General features: G+C 66.5%; 22 protein-coding genes. 9 read left to right on the top strand and 13 right to left on the bottom strand.

The features are described 5' to 3' along the window. The first annotated feature begins 21 nt into the window (after nt 1-21). Nucleotides 22-2,205 (top strand): MXAN_5453 family MXYO-CTERM-anchored protein, encoded by a 2,184-nt coding sequence (locus tag HUA76_RS00700; protein ID WP_174459717.1) that lies wholly within the window; start codon nt 22-24, stop codon nt 2,203-2,205. Between the two features lie 77 nt (nt 2,206-2,282). On the opposite strand, the gene HUA76_RS00695 is transcribed toward HUA76_RS00700, so the two are convergent. Continuing rightward, nucleotides 2,283-2,561 (bottom strand): hypothetical protein, encoded by a 279-nt coding sequence (locus tag HUA76_RS00695; protein WP_174459716.1) that lies wholly within the window; start codon nt 2,559-2,561, stop codon nt 2,283-2,285. A gap of 270 nt (nt 2,562-2,831) precedes the next feature. On the opposite strand from HUA76_RS00695, the gene HUA76_RS00690 reads away from it, so the two are divergent. After that, a complete protein-coding gene (locus HUA76_RS00690; RefSeq protein ID WP_174459715.1) occupies nt 2,832-4,460 on the top strand; it encodes an LVIVD repeat-containing protein in 1,629 nt (542 codons plus the stop codon). Nucleotides 4,461-4,865: 405 nt separating this feature from the next. After that, complete coding sequence (locus HUA76_RS46000; RefSeq protein ID WP_256433613.1) at nt 4,866-4,994, top strand: hypothetical protein; 129 nt, start codon at nt 4,866-4,868, stop codon at nt 4,992-4,994. On the opposite strand, the gene HUA76_RS00685 is transcribed toward HUA76_RS46000, so the two are convergent. The 7 genes from HUA76_RS00685 to HUA76_RS00655 all read right to left on the bottom strand — a co-directional run bounded on the left by HUA76_RS00685 (nt 4,991) and on the right by HUA76_RS00655 (nt 11,861). Next, entirely contained in the window at nt 4,991-5,626 is a 636-nt protein-coding gene (locus HUA76_RS00685; protein ID WP_174459714.1) for a hypothetical protein, read from the bottom strand. The genes HUA76_RS46000 and HUA76_RS00685 overlap by 4 nt on opposite strands. A gap of 69 nt (nt 5,627-5,695) precedes the next feature. Continuing rightward, nucleotides 5,696-6,502: a hypothetical protein gene (locus tag HUA76_RS00680; protein ID WP_174454598.1), complete on the bottom strand. Its 807-nt coding sequence runs from the start codon at nt 6,500-6,502 to the stop codon at nt 5,696-5,698. 151 nt (nt 6,503-6,653) lie between these two features. Further along, complete coding sequence (locus HUA76_RS00675; RefSeq protein WP_141643121.1) at nt 6,654-7,163, bottom strand: biotin/lipoyl-containing protein; 510 nt, start codon at nt 7,161-7,163, stop codon at nt 6,654-6,656. 27 nt (nt 7,164-7,190) lie between these two features. Beyond that, nucleotides 7,191-8,714: an acetyl-CoA carboxylase biotin carboxylase subunit gene (gene accC, locus HUA76_RS00670; protein WP_174454599.1), complete on the bottom strand. Its 1,524-nt coding sequence runs from the start codon at nt 8,712-8,714 to the stop codon at nt 7,191-7,193. 94 nt (nt 8,715-8,808) lie between these two features. Continuing rightward, the gene (locus HUA76_RS00665; protein ID WP_141643119.1) at nt 8,809-9,420 is read right to left on the bottom strand and encodes a hypothetical protein; all 612 of its coding nucleotides are present in this window, start codon (nt 9,418-9,420) and stop codon (nt 8,809-8,811) included. Nucleotides 9,421-9,540: 120 nt separating this feature from the next. Beyond that, nucleotides 9,541-11,103 carry an acyl-CoA carboxylase subunit beta gene (locus HUA76_RS00660; RefSeq protein ID WP_141643118.1) on the bottom strand — a complete coding sequence of 521 codons (1,563 nt, stop codon included), beginning with the start codon at nt 11,101-11,103 and terminating at the stop codon, nt 9,541-9,543. A 50-nt stretch (nt 11,104-11,153) separates the two neighbouring features. Continuing rightward, on the bottom strand, nt 11,154-11,861 hold the full coding sequence (locus tag HUA76_RS00655; RefSeq protein ID WP_174459713.1) for a Coq4 family protein: 708 nt from the start codon (nt 11,859-11,861) through the stop codon (nt 11,154-11,156). 276 nt (nt 11,862-12,137) lie between these two features. Between HUA76_RS00655 and HUA76_RS00650 the strand changes: the two genes are divergently transcribed. Further along, on the top strand, nt 12,138-13,298 hold the full coding sequence (locus HUA76_RS00650) for a site-2 protease family protein (protein ID WP_254613955.1): 1,161 nt from the start codon (nt 12,138-12,140) through the stop codon (nt 13,296-13,298). 40 nt (nt 13,299-13,338) lie between these two features. Here HUA76_RS00650 and HUA76_RS00645 read toward each other — a convergent pair whose 3' ends face one another. The 3 genes from HUA76_RS00645 to HUA76_RS00635 are packed head-to-tail and all read right to left on the bottom strand — an operon-like array spanning nt 13,339 to nt 15,072. Next, the gene (locus HUA76_RS00645; RefSeq protein ID WP_174459712.1) at nt 13,339-14,136 is read right to left on the bottom strand and encodes an ImmA/IrrE family metallo-endopeptidase; all 798 of its coding nucleotides are present in this window, start codon (nt 14,134-14,136) and stop codon (nt 13,339-13,341) included. Continuing rightward, complete coding sequence (locus tag HUA76_RS00640; RefSeq protein ID WP_174459711.1) at nt 14,120-14,560, bottom strand: hypothetical protein; 441 nt, start codon at nt 14,558-14,560, stop codon at nt 14,120-14,122. Before HUA76_RS00640 ends, HUA76_RS00645 begins: the two co-directional genes overlap by 17 nt. Then, nucleotides 14,557-15,072, bottom strand: a complete 516-nt coding sequence (locus HUA76_RS00635; protein ID WP_217439175.1) for a hypothetical protein — start codon at nt 15,070-15,072, stop codon at nt 14,557-14,559. The genes HUA76_RS00640 and HUA76_RS00635 overlap by 4 nt, the downstream gene beginning before the upstream one ends. Before the next feature lie 203 nt (nt 15,073-15,275). Here HUA76_RS00635 and HUA76_RS00630 point away from each other — a divergent pair, with 203 nt between their 5' ends. Further along, nucleotides 15,276-15,584: a hypothetical protein gene (locus tag HUA76_RS00630; protein WP_174459709.1), complete on the top strand. Its 309-nt coding sequence runs from the start codon at nt 15,276-15,278 to the stop codon at nt 15,582-15,584. Then, nucleotides 15,485-15,871 carry a DUF1883 domain-containing protein gene (locus HUA76_RS46365; protein ID WP_371823412.1) on the top strand — a complete coding sequence of 129 codons (387 nt, stop codon included), beginning with the start codon at nt 15,485-15,487 and terminating at the stop codon, nt 15,869-15,871. The genes HUA76_RS00630 and HUA76_RS46365 overlap by 100 nt, the downstream gene beginning before the upstream one ends. 134 nt (nt 15,872-16,005) lie before the next feature. Here the strand turns inward: HUA76_RS46365 and HUA76_RS00620 are convergent, their stop codons facing one another. Beyond that, the gene (locus HUA76_RS00620) at nt 16,006-16,740 is read right to left on the bottom strand and encodes a laminin G domain-containing protein (RefSeq protein ID WP_174459707.1); all 735 of its coding nucleotides are present in this window, start codon (nt 16,738-16,740) and stop codon (nt 16,006-16,008) included. 95 nt (nt 16,741-16,835) lie between these two features. Between HUA76_RS00620 and HUA76_RS00615 the strand changes: the two genes are divergently transcribed. Continuing rightward, a complete protein-coding gene (locus tag HUA76_RS00615) occupies nt 16,836-17,585 on the top strand; it encodes a TIGR02269 family lipoprotein (protein ID WP_174459706.1) in 750 nt (249 codons plus the stop codon). 27 nt (nt 17,586-17,612) lie between these two features. Then, entirely contained in the window at nt 17,613-18,341 is a 729-nt protein-coding gene (locus HUA76_RS00610; RefSeq protein ID WP_174459705.1) for a double-CXXCG motif protein, read from the top strand. A gap of 19 nt (nt 18,342-18,360) precedes the next feature. Here the strand turns inward: HUA76_RS00610 and HUA76_RS00605 are convergent, their stop codons facing one another. Further along, a complete protein-coding gene (locus HUA76_RS00605) occupies nt 18,361-19,749 on the bottom strand; it encodes a hypothetical protein (protein ID WP_174459704.1) in 1,389 nt (462 codons plus the stop codon). 183 nt (nt 19,750-19,932) lie between these two features. Here HUA76_RS00605 and HUA76_RS00600 point away from each other — a divergent pair, with 183 nt between their 5' ends. After that, nucleotides 19,933-20,400 (top strand): hypothetical protein, encoded by a 468-nt coding sequence (locus tag HUA76_RS00600; RefSeq protein ID WP_174459703.1) that lies wholly within the window; start codon nt 19,933-19,935, stop codon nt 20,398-20,400. Nucleotides 20,401-20,403 lie beyond the last annotated feature (3 nt).

Here is a 20,403-nt window from a genome sequence, read left to right as displayed (position 1 = left end):
CCCATGTGTGACGTGACGTGGATGCGACGAGCACGGACGTTGCTGCGCCAGGCCGCGGTGTCGTTGGGGATGGGAGTGCTGACGCTGGCTCCCAGTGCGCGAGGGGAGTTGCCCGAGCACTACACGCTCCAGCTTCAGGCTCGCACCAACATGTTGGGCAATGCATCGGGTGCCTACAACCTGAAGCCGGGCAATCTGCTCGCGGGGAGTCTTCAGGTCCCGGTGGTCTCGGATGGGAGGGTGGCGTTCCGGTTGTCGATTACCCCCGAGGGGCCCAACGCCATCTGGTGGGGAAGCGACGCCGCGGGCCATCACCGTTACCTGTTGCCGGACCTGGGGGAGGATGCGCGCGCGAGCGACCCGGGGTTCAACTCGTCGGGGCTTGTCGCGTTCGCCGTCACGGGGGCGAGTGCCGTGACGAGCAATGGCATCTATCTGCTGCGCACCGAGGCGCCGAACGACGTGCGCATCATCCGCGAGCCGCTCGGGGCGTCGGACTGGTCCAGCCTTGCGCTCAATGATTCGGGGCAGCTCGGGTTCCGAGCCAACTTCAACTTCGTCGGCCGTGGCTACGTGGTGCTGACGCCGCAGGGTGCGGGTTGGACGACGACGTATCTGGCGAAGGAGAAGACGCTCGACGACACGAGTCCCTACGAGTTCCTCTACTCGCCAGCGTTCAACGACCTGGGACAGATGGCGGGCGTGGGAGACGTGGCGCCTGGAGGGTCGGAGTACTACCAGGAGTTGCGAGTCTTCAGCGCGGATGGCACGTCCCGGCTCATCGCGCAGTCGCGGGGCCGGGATGCGGGCTCGCCCATCTACCGGTTTGCTTCGGTGCAACCCGCGTTCGACAACCTGGGGCGCGTCGCCTTCATCGCGACGGCGAGGGTTGGGGCGGGACCGAACCTCACGACTGTTTTTCTGTGGGATGGCGCGGAGCTGCGGGTGGTGGCGCAGAACGGGCAGGGAGGCATCAAGGAGGTGGAGTTCTTCCCTCCGGACATGAACGACGAGGGGCTCATCGTCTTTCGCGCCATCGACAGCAACAGTCGGCGCGCGGTGTGGGTGAGCGATGGGCGAATGCTCAAGCGGGTGGTGTCGGAGCACGACATCGTCGATTCGGACCAGGGGCCGGCGCGCGTCGACCAGGAGACGCCGAGCAACCCGGTGTTCGCGGGAAGCGTGAGCATCAGTCCGAGAGGAGATGTGTCCGTCGTCGCGGGGCTGGCGCCACCGGAGAATGACCAGGAGGAGTGGGGCACCGCCATCTTCGTGGCACAGGCGTACTTCGCGCCGCCCGCGGATGGTGGCGTGGATGCGGGACCTGGCGAAGAACCGGACGCTGGCTGCGACGGAGGCGAGTGCCCCGGCGAGGGAGACAGTGGCACTCCGAGCTGTGACGGTGGTGAGTGTCCTGGCGAGGGAGACAGTGGCACTCCAAGCTGCGACGGAGGTGAATGCCCCGGCGAGGGAGACAGCGGAACTCCAAGCTGCGACGGAGGTGAATGCCCCGGCGAGGGAGACAGTGGCACTCCAAGCTGCGACGGCGGTGAGTGTCCTGGCGAGGGAGACAGTGGCACTCCAAGCTGTGACGGCGGTGAGTGCCCCGGCGAGGGAGACAGTGGCACTCCACGCTGCGACGGCGGCGAATGTCCCGGCGAGGGAGACAGTGGCACTCCACGCTGCGACGGCGGCGAATGTCCCGGCGAGGGAGACAGCGGAACTCCAAGCTGCGACGGAGGTGAGTGTCCCAGTGAGGGAGACAGTGGCACTCCAAGCTGCGACGGCGGTGAGTGTCCTGGCGAGGGAGACAGTGGCACTCCAAGCTGTGACGGCGGTGAGTGCCCCGGCCAGGAGGACAGCGGAACTCCAAGCTGCGACGGCGATGAGTGCCCCGGCGAGGGAGACAGCGGAACTCCAAGCTGTGACGGAGGCGAGTGCCCCGGCGAGGGAGACAGCGGAACTTCAAGCTGCGATGGAGGCGAGTGCCCCGGCCAGGAAGACAGCGGAACTCCACGCTGTGACGGGGGCAGGTGTCCTAGTGGTCCGGACGGCGGAGCCGTGGATGCGGGCGGTGCGGGGCCCAGGCCCGACAGCGGCGGCTGCGGTTGCCAGTCGACGCCTTCCTCCGCGCTCCTGCCGTGGATGTTCCTCGGCCTGGCCTGGTTCGGTGCGCGCCGTCGAAGAGGTCCGCGCGGTCACTGAGACGCTGGACCTCTTCTGAGGTCATGACGCCACGCCCGGGTGGGCAGCTCACCTCACCCGGGCGGCGGTGCTCCGACTCAGCAGGGCAGCCAGGGGCCGACGCCGCGGTTGCACGAGTCGTAACAGATGGAGATGGCCGCGGCGCACTGCTCGCTCGTCGCCTGACACTGGACTTCGCACCAGAAGTTGGCCTGGTAGCACTCGTCCGCGCAGGACATCTGGGCCTGGGTGGAGGACTCGCTGTCGGTCGTCTCCGGGCTCACGGGCTCGACCTCGGGAGCGCCCACGCCACAGGCCAGAAGGGCCATCCCAGACAACGAGGCCAGGACGAACGAGCGGATGCGGCGAGCATTCATGGACAGCTCCTTGCTGTGAAAGGGGACCACGGGCTCAGCGTAGCCCGACGTCTCGGTGTGTCGCGGGAGCACCCAGACGGCTCTTGTCTCAACGGAGTTCTGGGACCCAGGCTGCAATTCCAGGACCGGAAGCCGTCTCCTCGTCTGTGGCTCGAGCCCAGGTCGGGAGATGGGCTTCATCTGACAAGCATTGGCCCGGCGCCTCCGAGTGGGGCGACCGTGAATGACACAGGCTTTCGTACCCCGACAGTCCCCTCACCGAGGTGTCTCATGACGTCGTTGGTTCGCGCCCGTGTCTGGTTGTTGTCGTGTCTGCTGGGAGGGAGCGTCCTGTCCGCCTGTGACGACACTCCGAAGGGGACCCCCGATGCCGGAGCGGAACCCGGCGCCTGGGATGGGGGCGCCACGCCGCTGGAAGAGCATGGCAACTGGTCGGACCGGGGGCCGTACGCGCCCTGTGCCTTGCGTGAGCACGGGACTCCCCTCCGGTGCGACAGCTTGGGGCTCGGGAGCTTCGACCTGTCTGCTTGTGACTCGGACGCGCTGGCGCTCGTGCCGCAGGAGGGCATCTACCAGGCGGGGCAGCGCTACGAGTCGCGACTGGCGGATGGTGGGACGCAGGTGATGTTCGGCGTCGGCATCGGCTTCAAGCTGGACGGCGCGGGCGGCGGCACGCTGGCTTCGAGGCCGCTCATCACCCGGCAGACCGAAGGCGGCACCTTCTTCATCACCTCGGGCTCGCGAACGGGCACCGCGGTGTCGCGCCTGTATGCCGGGTGCCAGCGGCCCACGCCCGAGACCCTCACCGGGTGCTACGTGACGTGCAACCTCGCGGGGACGGTGAGCCAGAGCGGCACCTTCGAGGCCCATCGCATGACCTGGCCCGTGGATGAGCCGGAGTCCTCGGGAGGCCTGACGCTCGTCTCGGAGTCGCGCGTGCTGCTCGGCCGGCCGGTGGACATCTACGTCACCAGGAACCACGCCTATGTCGTCTCCGTGTCCGATTCCCTCACCGAACAGCCCGGTGGGCTCACCGTCTTCGACGTGACTGACAAGGCGCACCCCGTCCTCAAGACGTCCATCAGCCTGCCCGGAGACAACTACTGGAACGGCGTCTGGTCGAAGGGAGATGCGCTGTACATCGCCAGCGATGTCGCGGGCGTCATCATCTATGACATCTCAAAGCCCGCGGAGCCGGTCTTCGTGCGCGGCCTGTGGGCGGGGGACTATGGCGTCCACACCGTCCTGGTCGAGGGCGAGCGGCTGTACGCCACGTCCAACGAGGGCCGGACGGAAATCTATGACCTCACCCAGCCTTTGGAGCCGGTGCTGTTGCAGAGCATCTCCCTGTCGGAGGAACTCTCCGCGGGCGGCCCCCACGACACCTTCGTGTACGAGGGGCGGCTCTACATCAGCAACGCGCAGGGGGGCTACTCCATCATGGACATCACCCGGCTCGACGACGTGAAACACCTGGGTCAGTACAGCTACCCGGATGTGTATTCCCACCACAGCGCGGTGGGCACGTTCGCGGGTCGCACCATCGCCTTCGAGGGAGGAGAGTTCGCAGGCTCCCACCTGCGTGTGCTCGATGTCACAGACCCCGCCCACATCATCAAGATTGGTGAGCACCGCCTGCGGCCTGTGTCCTCCATCCACAACATGATTCTGAAAGGCACGCGCCTGTATATCGCCTGGTATCAGGAGGGCGTGCGCGTGCTGGACGTGGCCAATCCCACCCAGCCTCGGCAGGTGGCGCACTACAACGTCTTCCGAGAGGAGGATGCGACGCGCACGGACAGCATCTTCCAGGGTGCTTTCGGCATCCGCCTTCCGGGAGATGGCTTCATCTACGTCGTCGAGTCCGCGCGCGGACTGCTCATCTTCAACGAACTCTGAGCCGCGGTGCTCCACGACGTCCCGGCGAACGAATGAAGCGCGTCGCGCATGACGCGCTGAACCGGCGCGCGCATCGACTCGCGGGCGCGCCGAGGGACCTGGGAGGATGCGACGCCGGTCGCCGTGGGGTTGCGGCGGGGCATCGAGGCGATTGTGGCGCAGGTGGTGCGCTGCAATCTCGGCGCGACGTGTGTGCCCATCGACCTGCGGCATCCGCCGGAGCGCATCGGCTCCGTGCTGATGGACTTGGCGCGGAGGTGCTGCTCACCGGGACGCTGGCGGATGAGGCCCGGTGTGGCGAAGCGCCCGCGACGCGCGCGTGGCAGACAACGCGCTCTGCCCGCTGGTGCCCATGCTGTACGAGCAGGTCTACGCGGGCGAGACGACACGCTGGGATGCCGGTCCATGAACGCCCACAACACGTTCCACGCGCTCGAAGGGCGAGACGCCGGCTTCCGGAAGATGGATGCCGGGCTCCTGGGGCGCTACCTGGCGCACTGGCGACGTCTGGGCCTGCTCGCGGCGCCGGGCTAGCGGCAGATGCTCGACTTCATGGGGCACGGGAAGTCGAAGGTGCCCGCGACCTGGATGTTGCGGACGGTGGCGCCCGGCTTGTTCGCGGAGCTGTGCGTCGTCGCGCTGAACTTGAACGTGCCCGCGACGCCGGTGCCGTCGAACTTCGTGAGCACCAGCACGCCCGGCTTGGTCAGCATGTAGTTGATGCCCTTGAGGCTCAGCGCCACGGGAAGCTCACCGGGCTTCTCGTCGAAGGTCACGAGCGAGTACGTGCCGGGCTTGAAGGGGATGGTCGCCTTCGTGTTCTTGCCAGGCAGGATGCTGAGGCTCGCGGCCATCGCGCCGCTCCCGGGGCTCATGCAGTGCAGGGACAGGGGGCCCGCCATGGTGCCCCCGCGCGCCAGTTGCTTCTCCATGGCGGCCTGGGCCTTCTGGGAGGCCTTCGCCCTGCTGGAGGCCTTCGTGAGGAGCTGGCGCACTTCCTCGGGGGTCATCCAGTGGTCCGAGGCGGCGGCCTGGGTGCCGCCCTTGCCCGTGAAGGTGAGCGGAAGGCCCACGGTCACCCGGACCTCGCAAGTGCCCTCGCGCCTCGCGGCGAGCGCGGGCAGGCTGAAGAGGAGCGCGATGGCGACGACGGCGGCGTGTCGCATGACGGCGAGCCCTGAGAAGGGGGCGACCGGGATGGCCCGGTGCCCAGTGGAGTCCAGGACTCTAGAACGTCAGGGCTCCGGTGAGGCGCTCTTCGGGGCGCTTCCATCCGGAGGCCGGTCGATTTCCTCGGCGGGGAAGTTGGCGGCGGCCTCCAGGTAGCGAGGAGGCTGGACCTTGCGGCGATCTCTCCGGTTGAGTCCCTCCGGCTCCACGAACGTCGGCTCCGCTCCGCTGCGTTGCTCCACGCGGGCCCCGTCGCAGAACTGCCATGTGGTGCCGCCGTCCAGGCCCTGGCGCGCGTAGAACACCGTCGCTTCACCCACCTTCGGGTCCGCCGTGCACCAGGTGCCGCGCGCGGTGCTCTCCCGCTGGGGCGACTCCTCCTTCCACTTCTCCTGGGTCGTCCGCACGGCCGCCGCCGCGAGGACCGCGTCGGACTCCGCCAGCCGTGTCCGCGCTTCCTTCAGCAGCTCCTGGCCCCGGCGCGAAATCTCCGGGAACGCGCCCCGGTCCTTGAAGCCGCACCGCGCCAGACCCCGAAGGTTGCTCTCGTGGATGTCCAGCACCCGGGGCAGCGAGCCCTGGGCCTCCTTCACCAGCTCCACCTGCTGCGCGTGCTCGGGCGCCTCCGGCGTGGCGAGCTTCTCCGTGCCGGTGACGAAGCGCGCCAGCAGGCCGTTGACCGCGGTCAGCTCATCCGACAACCAGCGCGGCTCGGCGTCACAGGGGTCGGACTTGGCGCCGCCATAGTCCCGGTAGTCCGCTCGGGACATTCCCAACGAGTAGTGCTGCACCGGGGGCGCGGGCCGTGACGCGCACGCCGACAGTGCCGTGCCCAGGGCCGCGAGCAGGACTCTCCGACGAAATGACTTCATGGCGCTCCACTCTGCCATGTGGTTTGCGTCCAAACAAACCAGGACGGAGACTGGAGCGCCGGCCGTACTGCGAGTGTACGGGAGTGATTAGTACGGGCAGATGATGGGGCCGCCGCGCGAGCAATGGGCGCGCCGCTCCCGACGAAGGCCGCTACTCGACGATGACCAGCTTCGCGTTGTTCTCCACGGTGGTGCCTTCCTTGGCGAACAGCTCGGTCACCTTGCCCGCCTTGGGGCTCTTGAGCTCGTTCTCCATCTTCATGGCCTCCACCACGACGAGGCCCTGGCCTTCCTTCACCTCGTCGCCCACCTTCACCAGCACCTTCACCACCTTGCCGGGCATGGGCGCGGTGACGAGCTGCTTGCCCTCCACGGAGAAGGCCGCCGTGCCCGCGCGCAGCCGCAGCCGACGCTCGTCCGCCACGTCGAAGCGGCTCACCTGCCCGCGCAGGAGCACGCCGACCTCGTCGCCGCTCTCCTCGAACTCGGCGCTGTAGGACTGGCCGTCCACCAGCATGCTCATGGTGCCGTGCTCGAGCGCCAGCGCGTCCACCTGATACGTGACGCCGTTGACGGTCAGCTTGTACCTGTCGCCCCCCAGGGCCTCCAGGTCCACCGGCACCGCTTCCTTCTGTCCCTGCTGCTTCGTGAAATAGCGCATGGAAGTCTCGTGAGCTCGGAGGTGGGGTTACCGGCGGCGGGAGCGCAGCGCCAGGCGCCACGGGCTGATGCGACCACTGCTCGCGTCGGCCGCGCCCGCCTTGCCACCGGGCATCGTCCTGGCGCGCTTCGCGTCACGCTGGTGCGCGTACACCGCGCTGGCCAACAGGGCCATCTCGCTCAGCTTCGGGTCCTCCACGCCTTGCAGCGTCGTGTGCTCGCGGCCGAGGAAGCCCGTGTCGTAGTCACCCTCGATGAACTCGGGGTGCGCGAGAATCGCCTTGAGGTAGCGGATGTTGGTGGTGATGCCCTTCACCACGTACTCGGACAGCGCGCGCTGGGCCCGGGCAATCGCCTCGCGCCGCGTGGGAGCCCACACGGACAGCTTGGAAATCATCGGGTCGTAGAAGTTGGGCACCGTGTAGCCGGGGAACACGCCCGAATCGTCACGGACGTTGGGGCCGCCCGGCACGCGCAGGTACGTAATCTTTCCCGGGCTGGGCATGAAGTTGCGCGACGGGTCCTCCGCGTACACGCGCACTTCAATCGAGTGGCCGCGCGGCGTGGGCGCCTCCAGGAGCGGCAGCTTCTCGCCCTCGGCGACCTTGATTTGCAGCGCGACGAGGTCCAGCCCCGTCACCCACTCCGTCACCGGGTGCTCCACCTGGAGGCGGGTGTTCATCTCCAGGAAGTAGAAGTTGCGGTGCACGTCGACCAGGAACTCCACCGTGCCGGCGCCCACGTAGTTGACGGCCTTGGCCGCCTTCACCGCGACCTCGCCCATCTGCGCGCGAAGCTCCGGCGTCAGGATGGGGCTGGGCGTCTCCTCGACGACCTTCTGGTGCCGACGCTGCGCCGAGCACTCGCGCTCGTTCAGGTGGATGACGTTGCCGTGCGTGTCGGCGAACACCTGGATTTCGACGTGGTGTGGCTTCTCGAGATACTTCTCGATGTAGACGGCGTCGTTGCCGAAGGAGTTGAGCGCCTCGCTCTTGGCGGAGCGCCACGCGGACTCGAAGTCGCCCATGCCTTCCACCCGGCGCATGCCCTTGCCACCGCCACCGCCGGCGGCCTTGAGCATGATGGGGAAGCCAATCTTCTGCGCGTACTCACGGGCCTCGGCCTCGGTGGCGATGGGCTCGGTGGTGCCGGGGACGACGGGCACGCCGACCTTGATCATGTTGGCGCGGGCGCGGGTCTTCTCGCCCATGGCGTCCATGGCGGCGGCGGGCGGGCCGATGAAGGTGATGCCGGCGGCCTCGCAGGCGCGCACGAAGGAGGCGTTTTCGGAGAGGAAGCCATAGCCGGGGTGGATGGCGTCCGCGCCGGCGGCCTTGGCGGCGTCGAGGATGCGCTGCTGGACCAGGTAGCTCTCGCGGGAGGGCGGCGGCCCGACGAAGAAGGCCTGGTCCGCGGTGCGAACGTGCAGGGCGGAGCGGTCTGCTTCCGAGTACACCGCCACCGTGGCGATGCCGAGTTCCTTGCAGGTGCGCATCACCCGGATGGCGATCTCGCCGCGATTGGCGACGAGCACTTTGCGGATCTTGGGCATGGCCGCCCGTCTACCACGGGCCGACCCGGTTTGCCTGGGTTGGATGGCGTTCACGCCCCTGTCAGGGGCGTGGTCATCCGATGCCCGTGACGACCTACTTCCGGGCGCTGCGGTACTGCTCCATATAGGCGCGCGCCTGGGTCAGCTTGGCCTCGACGAACCGGTCATCCTCGTCCGGCTCCGGGGGCTTGGCCGGAGGGGCGTTCGGCTCGCCACCGAAGTCCACCGCCGCGGCCAGGAGGTTGCGCGCGGTGTTGCCACCTCCCAGCATCCGCGCCAACAAGCCCGTCTCCACGTCCAGCCAACGAGCGGCCTGGCGCATGACGTCCAGCACCTCACCCTCCACGGCCTTGGCGGGCCGGCCCGGGCCGCTGACGCACGTGCGGGCGTAGCTGTGCTCCCGGTCCACGAAGATGCCCAGCACGCGCTCCCGGAAGTCCTGGGACAGCGCCTGGGACATGGCATCGAGCTGCTCCTCCAGGAAGGGCTGCTCGGACTTGCGGGCCTTGCGACCGGGGGCGGGGGGCAGGGCCACCTCGGCGGCGTGCCAGCCGCCATCGGCCAGTCCCTCCGGGGGTGACTCCACCCACTTCACCTCGGGCGTGGGCAGTTCCACGGCCTCGCAGACGCGTTTGAGCGTCTGGCGCACGGCGGTGAGGTTTCCTTCGACGTCGGCGAGAAAGAGAAGAAGTCGGCGGTGGGGCAAATGGGGGTTCCTTTCCTGGCCACCTGAAAGCCCGCGCGGCGCACGAGAATTTCCCGAGCGCCGCGAGCCTGCCTGCTCTCCAGCCGGGGGAGAGCAGGCGTCCAGGGGCCTGAAAGGAGCCTACAGCGGGATGTTCCCGTGCTTTCGCGGCGGGTTTTCCTGACGCTTGTCTTTCAACATCTCCAGCGCCCGGATGACCTTGGTGCGGGTCTCCTCGGGGCGGATGACCTCGTCGATGTAGCCCAGCTCCGCCGCCTTGAAGGGGTTGGCGAACTTCTCGCGGTAGTCATTCACCAGCTTCGTGCGCTCGGCGGCGGCGTCCTTCGCCTTGAGCAACTCGTTGCGGAAGATGATGTTGACCGCGCCCTCGGGCCCCATGACGGCGATTTCCGCGGTGGGGTAGGCGTAGTTGATGTCCGCGCGGATGTGCTTGGACGCCATGACGTCGTACGCGCCGCCGTACGCCTTGCGGGTGATGATGGTGATTTTGGGGACGGTGGCCTCGGCGAAGGCGTACAGCAGCTTGGCGCCGTGGGTGATGATGCCGCCCCACTCCTGGTCGGTGCCGGGCAGGAAGCCGGGCACGTCCACGAAGGTAATCAGCGGGATGTTGAAGCAGTCGCAGAAGCGCACGAAGCGCGCGGCCTTCACGCTGGCGTCGATGTCCAGCACGCCGGCGAGGAACGCGGGCTGGTTGGCGACGATGCCCACGCTCTTGCCGTTCATCCGCGCGAAGCCCACGACGATGTTGCGCGCGAAGTGCTCCTGCACCTCGAAGAAGTGCTTGTTGTCGACGACGGCCTTGATGATGTCCTTGATGTCGTAGGGCTTGTTGGGGTTGCTCGGGACAATCGTCTTGAGCGACTCCTCGGCCCGGAACGGGTCGTCGTCACACGGCTGGGCCGGCGGGTCCTCCTGGTTGTTGGAGGGCAGGAAGGAGAGCAGCTCGCGCGTCATGACGATGGCGGCCTGCTCCGTCTCCGCGGCGAAGTGCGCCACGCCGGACTTCTGGTTGTGCGTCAGCGCGCCGCCCAGCGACTCCTTCGACACCTCCTCGTGCGTCACCGTCTTGATGACGTCCGGGCCGGTGATGAACATGTACGAGGTGTCCTTCACCATCATGATGAAGTCGGTGATGGCCGGCGAGTACACCGCGCCGCCCGCGCACGGCCCCATGATGAGCGAAATCTGGGGCACCACGCCGGAGGCCAGGGTGTTGCGCAGGAAGATATCCGCGTAGCCGGCGAGGCTCTCCACGCCTTCCTGGATGCGCGCGCCGCCGGAGTCGTTCAGACCGATGACCGGCGCGCCCACGCGGGTGGCCATGTCCATGATCTTGCAGATTTTCTGGGCATAGGCGCCGGACAGCGAGCCGCCAAAGACGGTGAAGTCCTGGGCGAACACGAAGACCTGGCGGCCCTCGACGGTGCCGTAGCCGGTGACGACGCCGTCACCCGGAATCTTCTTGTCGCCCATGCCGAAGTCGGTGGAGCGATGGGTGACGAACTTGTCCAGCTCGCAGAAGGAGCCGGGGTCGAGGAGCAGGTCGATGCGCTCGCGGGCCGTGAGCTTGCCGGCCTCGTGCTGCTTGGCGATGCGGTCGGCACCGCCACCCAGCTCGGCCTGCTGCTCCATCTGCTGGAGGCGTGCGCGGAGGGGGTCCTTCTCGGAGGTCTCGTCCATGGGCCGCCCTCTAGCACGATTGAGCGGCTCGCGCGCTGTCCGGCTTCGCGTCAAGCCGCTCTGCGAGAGGGGTCCATCTTCACCGGGGGCACCAGGGCCGGGAGCAGGGCGTCCACTGTTGGCAAATCCAGGCCGAAGCGTTGGCGAACGTCAACAAGGGGGACCTCCCACAGCTCGCGCCAGGGGGTGCCGAACACGGGCCGCGCCAGTCGTCCCAGCACCCAGCCCCGGGTGAGGGCCTGCATGCGCGCGTCGCGCTCGGAGAAGGCGTAGAGCAGGGTGTTGGCGAGGCCCCCGGTGAGGATGCCCAACGCGAAGGGGCTGCCCAGTTGCGCCAGGCTGAAGGCCTGCACGCCCAGCTCTCCGGCCACGTCGGTGCGAAAGCCGGTGAGCACGTGCCAGATGTCGTGCGACTCCAGCAGGTGGGCCCGGACGTAGTCCTCGTCGGTGTGGGCTTCTCGGTAAGGCAGGGCGTTGGGGTCCAGGCCGTTCTGGGTGAGGTGGTCGGCGAACGCGCGGCCGAGGGTGCCTTCGGGCAGCGTGCGCAGCGTGGCGAGTGGAAGCATTCCGACGCGGGGGCGCTCGACGAAGGCGCGCGCGGCGGTGGGGGATTGCATCAGCCGCTCCACCACGCGGCGCATGGCCATGGGCGGTGCGAGGACTCGGGCCAGGTCGATGATGTCCTGGAGACGATTCGGGTCCTGGAGCACTCGCACCATTCTCCAGGCTTCGCGTGCGAGCGTGAGGGGGTTGCGCATGGGTCCTCCGGGGGAAGGCGGACTCGGCCAGGGACCGAGCGGAGGAACGGTAGCCGGCGTTTCGCGCGGCGGGAGCGTGCGTGGTGGTGGGGTGCTCGTCGGTGGACATCCGGGGGCCTGGAGGCCCGGGAGCGGACACTCAGGAGGCAGACGGGCGAACGAGTCATTCCCGGCACCGTGCGCGCATCGGGTGCGGGACGGACCTTGAAGGAGGCGAGCAGGGGGCGCAGGCCGTGGGAGTGCCCTCGCGGTGCTGGCGCCCTTCGCGAGGAGGCGATGATGCGCGAGTCACGGGGTGCATTGAAGGTGGGCTCGCTGCGAGGCATCCCCATCCGGGTCCACTACTCGCTGCTGCTCGTCCTGCCGTTGCTGGCGTATCTGTTCGGCGGAGCGTTCCGGCGGGCGGCGGAGGTGGCCGAGGTCCCTCCGGAGCAGCTGATGGGCTCGCCCATGTTGTGGGGGTTGGGCGTGGCGGTGGGGCTGTTCGCGTCGGTCTTCGTGCACGAGCTGGCCCACACGTTCTATGCGCTGGCGCGGGGCGGACAGGTCCGCTCGATTACGCTGATGATGGTGGGCGGGGTGTCGGAGCTGTCGGAGGCGCCGCCCCGGCCTCGGGACGAAGCGCTGATGGCGCTGGTGGGTCCGCTGACGAGTCTGGCGCTGGCGGGATTGTTCGGCCTTGCGACGTGGGGCGTAGAGGGGACGACCTCGTTCAACCTCCAGTTCGCGTGTTTCTATCTGGCGAGCCTCAACCTGTTCCTGGGGTTGTTCAATTTGCTGCCGGCGTTCCCGATGGATGGCGGGCGGATTCTGCGGGCGGTGTTGTCGGGGCGGATGGGGCCGGTGCGGGCGACGCGGGTGGCGTCGCTGGTGGGGCGTGGGTTCGCGGTGCTCTTCGCGTTGTGGGGCGTGGTGTCGTTCAACCCGTTCCTGTTCGTCATCGCCTTCTTCATCTTCATGGGGGCGGAGGGCGAGTCGCGGCAGGTGCGGATGAAGGCCCTGTTGGAGCGGGTATCGGTGTCGGAGTTGATGACGCCGCGTGGGGCGGGGGTGGAGGCAGGGGCGTTGCTGGAGCAGGCGCTGTGGGATTTGCGACGCGAGCGGCAGACGGCGCTGCCGGTGACGGAGGACGGGCGGCCGGTGGGGCTGGTGGACGTGGAGGCGGTGCGCGCGGTGTCGGAGGCGGACCGAATCCATCGCCTGACGCGCGAGGTGATGCGGCCCGTGCAGGTGGTGCGGTTGGACGAGGATGGATGGCGGGCCGTGCGACAGTTGGCGGAGAACTCGGCGCAGCTGCTCGCGGTGGTGGATGCCGACGGGCGGCTGGTGGGGACGCTCGACGTCGATGACGTGCAGCGGGGGATGACGCTGCTACAGACGCGCGAGGAGCGTGCCGAGCGCGATGCGCGGCGCTGGCGACAGGAGCGGCCGGCGTGAATGCTTTCAACTGATGCGGACTCATGAGACGGGAATCCGCTCAGAGGTCAGAGCCTTCTGGAATCCAAAGCAGCGAAATGACTGCGCGGCTGGATGAGAGTGCGATGCTGTGCTCCCAAAGGTCTTGGCCGTGTACTTTTAGTGAGTCAAGCCAGGCAGAAGCGTCCACTTCTTCTGGTCCTTCTGTGCAACTTCCAGTGCGAAAGTAGTCGCTTGCAAGCGTGGCGGGATGAAGCCGAGTGTCTTTGCCGATGTAGTATCCGAAAGATGGTCCTGGAGCGGCCCATTTGATATTGCCATCTTGAGAATAGACTGTGCAGCATCGTTCGGAACTGAGCTTCGCGAAGCGAATGGCTGATGCCGTGAGGCTTGTATGAAACTCGGTCGCGAGACTGGAGATGTGGTTGATGGACGGATGGGCGACTTCGCATCGCTTTCTCCAGAGGTCAGCGGGCATCAGCAGTTCTGAGGCAAAAGCGTTGGCCTCTTGTTCCGCCCCTTGGTCGTATAGTTCGCTTATGGCCTGCTCGGTGCAGAGGGACAGTTCTGCTTGATTGTGCTCCTTGTGTATTTCGAGGTGGCCAAGTTCGTGTGCGACAACAAATCTCTTTCGCGGGGTGTAGTGGAGTGATGAATTGACGCTTATGACTGCTCGTCCATTGAGTCTTGAAAGTCTGCCTTCGCAGTTGGTTAGTGGGATGCTGCGAACAAGCGCGCCCCGTAGGTGTGCGAAGTCCTCAATGCTGATGTCGGCGATGTGAGGGAGTCCCAGTTGGTGCAGGATCTGTCGCGCGCGTCGAATTCCTCGCTCGGTGTCTGCACTATTTTTCGAGGTCATGTTCCTCGTTCCCGAGATGTTCGAATTCCGTCAGAAGTGCTTCGAGGTCCTCCCTTGAGGCACTGCTTGATAAGCCTTTGTGTGCGACTGAAATTTGATGGCTTTGTGGGGTGATGCTGAGTGCACGGACTTTTGCCCTGAGTTGTTCGATGCTGAACTCGGCGTACCGACTGATTAGTGCTGTCAGTCGAGACTCTTCCTCTGTTCGCTTCGTAGTTGACTGGGTGAGTTGAGCCCGTGTGAGTCGCTGCCGAACGGATTGGACGTGGGCGCGAATGCGCGTCGAGAATTCAGCAGGATTAACCCCTGCATCCCGTAGGATTTTCTCTGCTTCTTCGACGCTGCTTGGTGGGACTATTTCGTCGAGATCAAGTAATTCCAGGCGCTGGATGAATTCTTGCGCGGGGCTGATTTTCTGTTTCATATGGTCCTCTTCTTGAGGATTGACTTGTGTCTCTTTTTGAGTTTGTCTTTTGCTAGGTATATTTGCTTGGTGGTGAGGCCAGTTGCAGTGCTGATCTCGTCGGCCGTCCCGGCACCGTCTGCTAGTGCCTCCACCAGTTGTGCGAGAATTGGGTCCGAACCTGCTGCCTCGTACGCGTCTGCTTCGATTTCTGCGCAAGCTTCTTTAGAAAGATAAAAGTCCTCGGGAGTTAATGGTTGGCCAAAGGTTTGCGCCGCCCCATCCTCCGCTGCCTTGGCTAGGTCATCAGTTGCCCTGAGGTGGGCGTCAGCGCTAGTTGCTTCGTTAGAGACTAGGCTGCGTATGACCCCGCATAGATGCCCCTCGAGAGAGACTTGCTTCGGATTCCAAGGACGCCTCCCTTCGAGGAGTCGCGTAATTGATTCTTGAACTAGCTCGGCAGCTAGTTCGCGGGCTCTTCCTGTGATGCCACCGCCACACCACCGCGCACAGAGCCTGATGGCGTAGGCCATCGCTATTATTTCAGCTCCAGGTCGTTGCTTCTCAAACTGTTCGGCTGTCGCCGGTGTCATTGCGCCCCCACTCTCGCAATCAAGAGGTGATGCTGACTTGCGCTTTTTTTTCAGCGCCTTGCGGAAAGTAGGCCGTTGGTCAGCACCTACCCAGCGAGGCGGCGAGCATCTCGCTCGTGCGGCTACTCGTTGGAGCCTACGACATGACGTACTTCCAGAACCAGATGACGGTGCGGTTGAAGCACACACAGGGATACAACTTGATGTGGAACAGCAATACCGGGGAGGTCCACTCGACGGGTGTTGCATGTGCGGGGAGCCACAACCTCGACGCGATGGTCGTCGAGCACATGCACTTCTTCAAGGGATACTACTTGTGGGATCAAGTGCGCTGGCAGTTGCACATCTCGCTGTGGGATCCCCTGACGACCCCGGTCGAGGCGAAAGCTGGGATTCGGTACAGCAACTGCGGTCACTGCAAGCCCGAGCGCATGGCTGGGAGGGCGGCGTGAAGTTCTTGCACTACGAGGTGGATACCTCTGATGGCGATGAGGTTGTCGTTGCGCTGAGTGGTAATGCTGCCAATGTAAGGCTGATGGATACCCTCAACTTCAGCTCTTTTCGAAGGGGAAGACGCCATTCCTACATGGGTGGTCATTTCACTCGCTCACCTGCTGTTCTGCGTCCTCCACACGGTGGGCATTGGCATGTCGTGGTTGATCTTGGCGGGTACCGGGGCAGTGTTCATGCAACGGTTCGTGTCATGCGGAGTGGCGGTTCGCTCCACGACTTTGATTGAGCCTCGTACTGACGCTGCTTCAGACGTGTGAGGCGAGACGCACGGCTCTGGCGGGAGGAGTGGCCGGGGTAAAGGCGGGTCGAGCCTCCGAGGAGTCTTGCTCGGGGGTCGATCCGCTTTGTGCTTAGCGTGGCTCAGTCGATGTTGAAGTAAACGTCGTCGATTTCGCCGTGGTACTGGTCGTTGTTGTTGCCGACGCTCTTGGCGCCCACGTTGACGGGCTGGCCCACGGGATTGATGTCGTAGGTGGATGGGAGCAGTGCGCTGCCTCGCGCGACGTTGTCGACGAGGATGGTGAGCGTGGTGCTGGTGCGCTGGCAGGCGACCTTGTGCCAGGTGCCGTCGGCGACGCCCACGGACGACTTGACGATGATGACGTCCGCGCCGCCCGTGGTGCGCACGACGCAGCTGGGTTTGCCGAGCACGGCGTCATCGAGCTGGAGCTTCCACTGGGCCGTGTTCGCGAGGCCCTTCTGTACGAGGTTGGAGCCGTGGACGGAGGAGAGGTCCGCGAGGGTGAGGCGCACCCGGGCGCCGAAGGTGAAGAGGGCGGTGCCCGGATTGAGGCTGGCCGAGTCGGGGGTGGTGACGTTCGCGAGCGGGCAGCCCGTGCCGTCACACACGGCGGGGAACTTGATGCCCAGGCCGTCAAAGCCCGTCACGGGGACGACGGTGGCGCCGTTCGCCGTCTGCACGGTGCCGGTGCGCCCCTTGCCACTGTCGTCCACCACGGTGGCGACGGGGTTGGTTACCGCGTCGAACTTGTAGCGTAGCTTCTGGCTCACCGCGCCGGCCGCCACGGGGGCCAGCACCAACATCGCGAGCGCGGTCCGCTTCGCCATCCGTCGAGGCTGTGTCGTCAGGGTCATGAGGTGTTCTCGTTGTCGTGTTGGAGTGTGGGTACGGCGAGGCGCGGTGCAGCGAACAAGGTGCCGCTGTCACCCACGCCAGCATAATCGTCGCCATGTCCACGTTCCCTCGCGGCCTGTCGCTCCCGGCGGTCATTCTTCTGCTGGTGTCGTGTCTTTCCGCCTGTGGCACCTCATCGCCCGCGCAGCGGGCATGGGATGCGGCTGGGGCCAGAGCGGAATCGAATTGCGAGGCTCCAGACACCGACGAGTGTGTCGTCTTCGCCTGTGACGGCGCGCTGGCTGAATGTGGGCTCTTCGGTTGTGAAGATGTGGAGCGGGGTGAGGCCTCCCGGAACCCTCCGCGACACGGTGTGGTGCGTGTCAGTGGCGCATATCGACCTGTGCGGCCTCCGAGCAGGCCGCCGCCGCGCGACTACAGGCGCTCGGGGATTCGCCAGGGCGCGCGGCCTCGGATGGTCTTCCACTTTCGCTACAGCTACGGCTACCTCCCCGCGTTCCCAGACCTGGGTGGTAGCAGGTTGATCAAGCACCATCTGTTCCCGCAGGAGGAGTTGCTGGCGCGTTGGTTCACGCGGCATGGCATCAACATTCATGAGTTCACGATGGTGGTGCCCGAGCACCTTCACCTTCGTGTTCACAATCCAGGGGGACGCGGAGGACCTTGGAATGCAGCCTGGCGGGAATACATGAATGCGAACCTGCACCGTCGCCGCATTCCGAAGGAGGAGTTGCTCCGCAAAGCCCTCGAGCTGGCATTTCGGTTCGACATCACGGGACCCATCGTGCCCTACTACGGGCATCCCATTGCGCCACCGGGGCCCCAGCTTTTCACGGACCCCTGAGCCGTGACCCGAGGTCGGCGAGAGCGAATGAAGTACTTCCGAGTCGAGCAGGACCTGTCGTCGCGCTACTCAGGCGAGCTGAACGCCACGCATCGGTGGGGACTCCCGGGCGTGGAGCCCTGCCCGTTGTGCGGCCTGAGCGGCGCAACGCTGGGTCTCGAATACCCGTGCGTTGACCTGTCGAGTCTTCCACCTGCGGAGCAGGAGCGGTTGTCTGACCCGTCTCCTGTCCCCTTGGATGAACTCAAGCGGTTGCGTGAGCTGGTGCGCCCGCTGGCTCCCGTGAATGCGGTGCTCGATGCCGGAACGGAGCTGGGGCCATTGACGGGAACAGGCTCGGGAAGCTTCGGCCCGTTCTTCCTGCCCGCAAGCTGGTCCCTGTGCATTCGAGAGGACGCGCTGGTCCGGCTCCGCGAGGCGGGCGCTCGGGGGCTCCAGGGGCGCGAGGTCTCGGTGCGCTTCAGGACGAAGAGCCCACCGATGCTGCTGAACCTGCAACTGGATGTGCAGGGCCGGTTTCATCCCGACGCTTTGACCTGGACGCGAAAGCCGCCGTGTCCTCGATGCGGCATCAGTGACGCGGAGGGGCCCCTTCCAGCGCCCATCGTTCTCGACGCGGCGACGCTTCCAGTGGACGTGGACCTGTTCCGGCTGGCGGATGCCCCGGGCATCATCATCGCCACGGAGCAACTGGTGGATGCGGCAACACGGTTGTCGCTGGACGGCGCCGTGTTCCGGGGCGTGGAGGCGCGTTAGCCGCCGTCCCTGCCGCGCATTACTTCGACTCCGGCAGCGTCCAGTCGAAGACGAAGCGGTGGGCGCCTCCAGGCACGCTGTCCATCCAGCCCGTGATTCGCTCACTGCGCGCCAGCAGCGGGCCCAGCTCCGAGCTGACGGCGAAGAGCGCGGCGAGCTGCTCGTCCGACAGTACGTCCGACAGCGACACCTGGGAGAGTCCCCGCGCGAGCAGCTTCGGGTCCAACGCGAACTCCGCCGCGCGCTCCTGCTTCGCCGTCGTCTCCGGCAGCGCCGCCATCGTCGCCTGCATCACCGTCTCGTCGTTGCCCACCACCAGGTGCTTGCCCTTCTGTCGCACGAGCACGCTGCCGCCCTTCACCGTGAGCGCCCAGCCGTCCTCCAGCGCCTTCGCCCCGGGCAACGTGCCCAGCGGCGCCAGCGCGCTCTTCACCGCCGCCGCGTCCTTCACCTCCGCCGCCAACGCCTGCTTCACGGCGAAGAAGCGCGCCTCCCGCGTCCGCAGCGAACCACGCACCTGCACGTTGCTCATGTTCACCAACATGTTCCCCGTGAGCTGCTTCGCCACGGCGTCCGCCGAGGCCTGCACCTGCTCCTTGGGACATGTCGGGCAGAGGGCCTGGATGCTCGCGCGCAGCGAGCCCACGGCCTGCGACACTCCCGCCGGCGCCACCGCCACGCGCGAGAACAGCAACCCCTCCGGCTTCATCGCCCCATAGGGACTGTTGCTCTTGGCCTGGAACGGCGGCAGCGGCAGCTTCATCGCCGTGCCATCCACCTTCAGCCCGCTCGCCGTGCCATCCAACCCCACCACCGTCCCGCCCGTGGCGAGGAACGCGACCCCAGCGACCTTGCTCAGTCGCGCATCCGGCGCGGGCGCCTTGCCCACCAGCTTCACGGACTCCTTCAACAACACGGCGCCACCTTCATCCGTGGCCCCGAAGGCGCAGACCTCCTGCCCCTTGAGCGCGTAGCCCATCGCCCCGCCCGCGGCGCGCGTCGTGCTCACCGTCGTCACACCCTTCGACGTGACGGGCTTCGCCTCCGCGCCTCCCGCCTCCGTCATGGCCTCCGCCGCCTTCTGCTGGAACACCTTCGCGTCCGACACCCGCATGCAGGACACGCGGCCGTCCTCGCGCAGCGACACCGTGGCCGGCCCCGTCGCGTCCAGGCCCACCGCCGTGAGCGTCTCCGGACGCGTGGGGTCGATGGTGAGGAACGGATGCAGCTCCGCGCGCCACGCCGAGGGACGCAGCAGCGCGGCGTGCGTGCCCGCGCGCTCCAGGAAGGCGGAGAGCCCCGTCAACGCATCCAGCTTGGGAACGTGGACGACCGTCTGGGCCGACGCGGCGGAGCGAGGAGCAGGAGCAGCCGCCAGCGTGGCGGCGAGGACGAGCGAGGAGAACATGTCCCCCGTGAGAACAGCGCTCCTCCACCCCTGTCAAGACACTCGCGCGCTCACGCGGGCCGGAACAGGGCGGGCCCCCGGCCGAACGGCCAGTGGTGGACGATGGCCCCCTGGTGACGGTGCGTTTCTGGCGTGCCTGCTCGCCTGGCTTGATGTCGCGGCGGGCCCCGCTAACGTGGGCTCATGTCCCTTCGTTGGCGCGTGGGTGTCGTCGGCTGGCTGAGCATCATCGTGGCTCAAGGGTGCGCTCATTCGACTCCGACCGAGGTGTCGTCCTCCGCGAGTCCCAGGGCCTCCACGACTTCCCTCGTGCCCGCTTCAGCGCGCATCGAGAGTCTGGGCCTGGGGCTCAGTGCGTCCACGAAAGGACGCCGCGAGGACCAGAACTGCGCCGACTTCGTGCTCACGGAACCGCAGGTCCGCGCTTTCTTTGCGCAGTCGCGCGAAGTCACCTGGCGGGAGATTCACGACTCGGAGGACCTGGGCTTCGCGCCCTGTCTCGTCACCGGGCGGCTCGTCTTCGAGGACGGGCAGCAGGTTCGCTTCGCAATCAACCCGTTCCTGGTCGCGACCCTGAGCTACGCGGATGACAGCACTCGCTTGTTGGCCTGCGAGGGCGCCTGTTCCCAGAGCGTGCTCGGTCCTCCGTGAGTC

Source organism: Myxococcus sp. CA056 (genome assembly GCF_013336715.1).
Lineage (GTDB): Bacteria > Myxococcota > Myxococcia > Myxococcales > Myxococcaceae > Myxococcus > Myxococcus llanfairpwllgwyngyllgogerychwyrndrobwllllantysiliogogogochensis.
Note: the sequence above shows the minus strand (reverse complement) of the source record. Positions and strands in the feature narration are given on the sequence as shown.

Bases quoted from the DNA above. Each gene is read 5' to 3' on its own strand.
- HUA76_RS00700 (WP_174459717.1), top strand. From the start codon at position 22: ATGCGACGAGCACGGACGTTGCTGCGCCAGGCCGCGGTGTCGTTGGGG.
- HUA76_RS00695 (WP_174459716.1), bottom strand. From the start codon at position 2,561: ATGAATGCTCGCCGCATCCGCTCGTTCGTCCTGGCCTCGTTGTCTGGG.
- HUA76_RS00690 (WP_174459715.1), top strand. From the start codon at position 2,832: ATGACGTCGTTGGTTCGCGCCCGTGTCTGGTTGTTGTCGTGTCTGCTG.
- HUA76_RS46000 (WP_256433613.1), top strand. From the start codon at position 4,866: ATGAACGCCCACAACACGTTCCACGCGCTCGAAGGGCGAGACGCCGGC.
- HUA76_RS00685 (WP_174459714.1), bottom strand. From the start codon at position 5,626: ATGCGACACGCCGCCGTCGTCGCCATCGCGCTCCTCTTCAGCCTGCCC.
- HUA76_RS00680 (WP_174454598.1), bottom strand. From the start codon at position 6,502: ATGAAGTCATTTCGTCGGAGAGTCCTGCTCGCGGCCCTGGGCACGGCA.
- HUA76_RS00675 (WP_141643121.1), bottom strand. From the start codon at position 7,163: ATGCGCTATTTCACGAAGCAGCAGGGACAGAAGGAAGCGGTGCCGGTG.
- accC (WP_174454599.1), bottom strand. From the start codon at position 8,714: ATGCCCAAGATCCGCAAAGTGCTCGTCGCCAATCGCGGCGAGATCGCC.
- HUA76_RS00660 (WP_141643118.1), bottom strand. From the start codon at position 11,103: ATGGACGAGACCTCCGAGAAGGACCCCCTCCGCGCACGCCTCCAGCAG.
- HUA76_RS00655 (WP_174459713.1), bottom strand. From the start codon at position 11,861: ATGCGCAACCCCCTCACGCTCGCACGCGAAGCCTGGAGAATGGTGCGA.
- HUA76_RS00650 (WP_254613955.1), top strand. From the start codon at position 12,138: ATGATGCGCGAGTCACGGGGTGCATTGAAGGTGGGCTCGCTGCGAGGC.
- HUA76_RS00645 (WP_174459712.1), bottom strand. From the start codon at position 14,136: ATGACCTCGAAAAATAGTGCAGACACCGAGCGAGGAATTCGACGCGCG.
- HUA76_RS00640 (WP_174459711.1), bottom strand. From the start codon at position 14,560: ATGAAACAGAAAATCAGCCCCGCGCAAGAATTCATCCAGCGCCTGGAA.
- HUA76_RS00635 (WP_217439175.1), bottom strand. From the start codon at position 15,072: ATGGCCTACGCCATCAGGCTCTGTGCGCGGTGGTGTGGCGGTGGCATC.
- HUA76_RS00630 (WP_174459709.1), top strand. From the start codon at position 15,276: ATGACGTACTTCCAGAACCAGATGACGGTGCGGTTGAAGCACACACAG.
- HUA76_RS00620 (WP_174459707.1), bottom strand. From the start codon at position 16,740: ATGACCCTGACGACACAGCCTCGACGGATGGCGAAGCGGACCGCGCTC.
- HUA76_RS00615 (WP_174459706.1), top strand. From the start codon at position 16,836: ATGTCCACGTTCCCTCGCGGCCTGTCGCTCCCGGCGGTCATTCTTCTG.
- HUA76_RS00610 (WP_174459705.1), top strand. From the start codon at position 17,613: ATGAAGTACTTCCGAGTCGAGCAGGACCTGTCGTCGCGCTACTCAGGC.
- HUA76_RS00605 (WP_174459704.1), bottom strand. From the start codon at position 19,749: ATGTTCTCCTCGCTCGTCCTCGCCGCCACGCTGGCGGCTGCTCCTGCT.
- HUA76_RS00600 (WP_174459703.1), top strand. From the start codon at position 19,933: ATGTCCCTTCGTTGGCGCGTGGGTGTCGTCGGCTGGCTGAGCATCATC.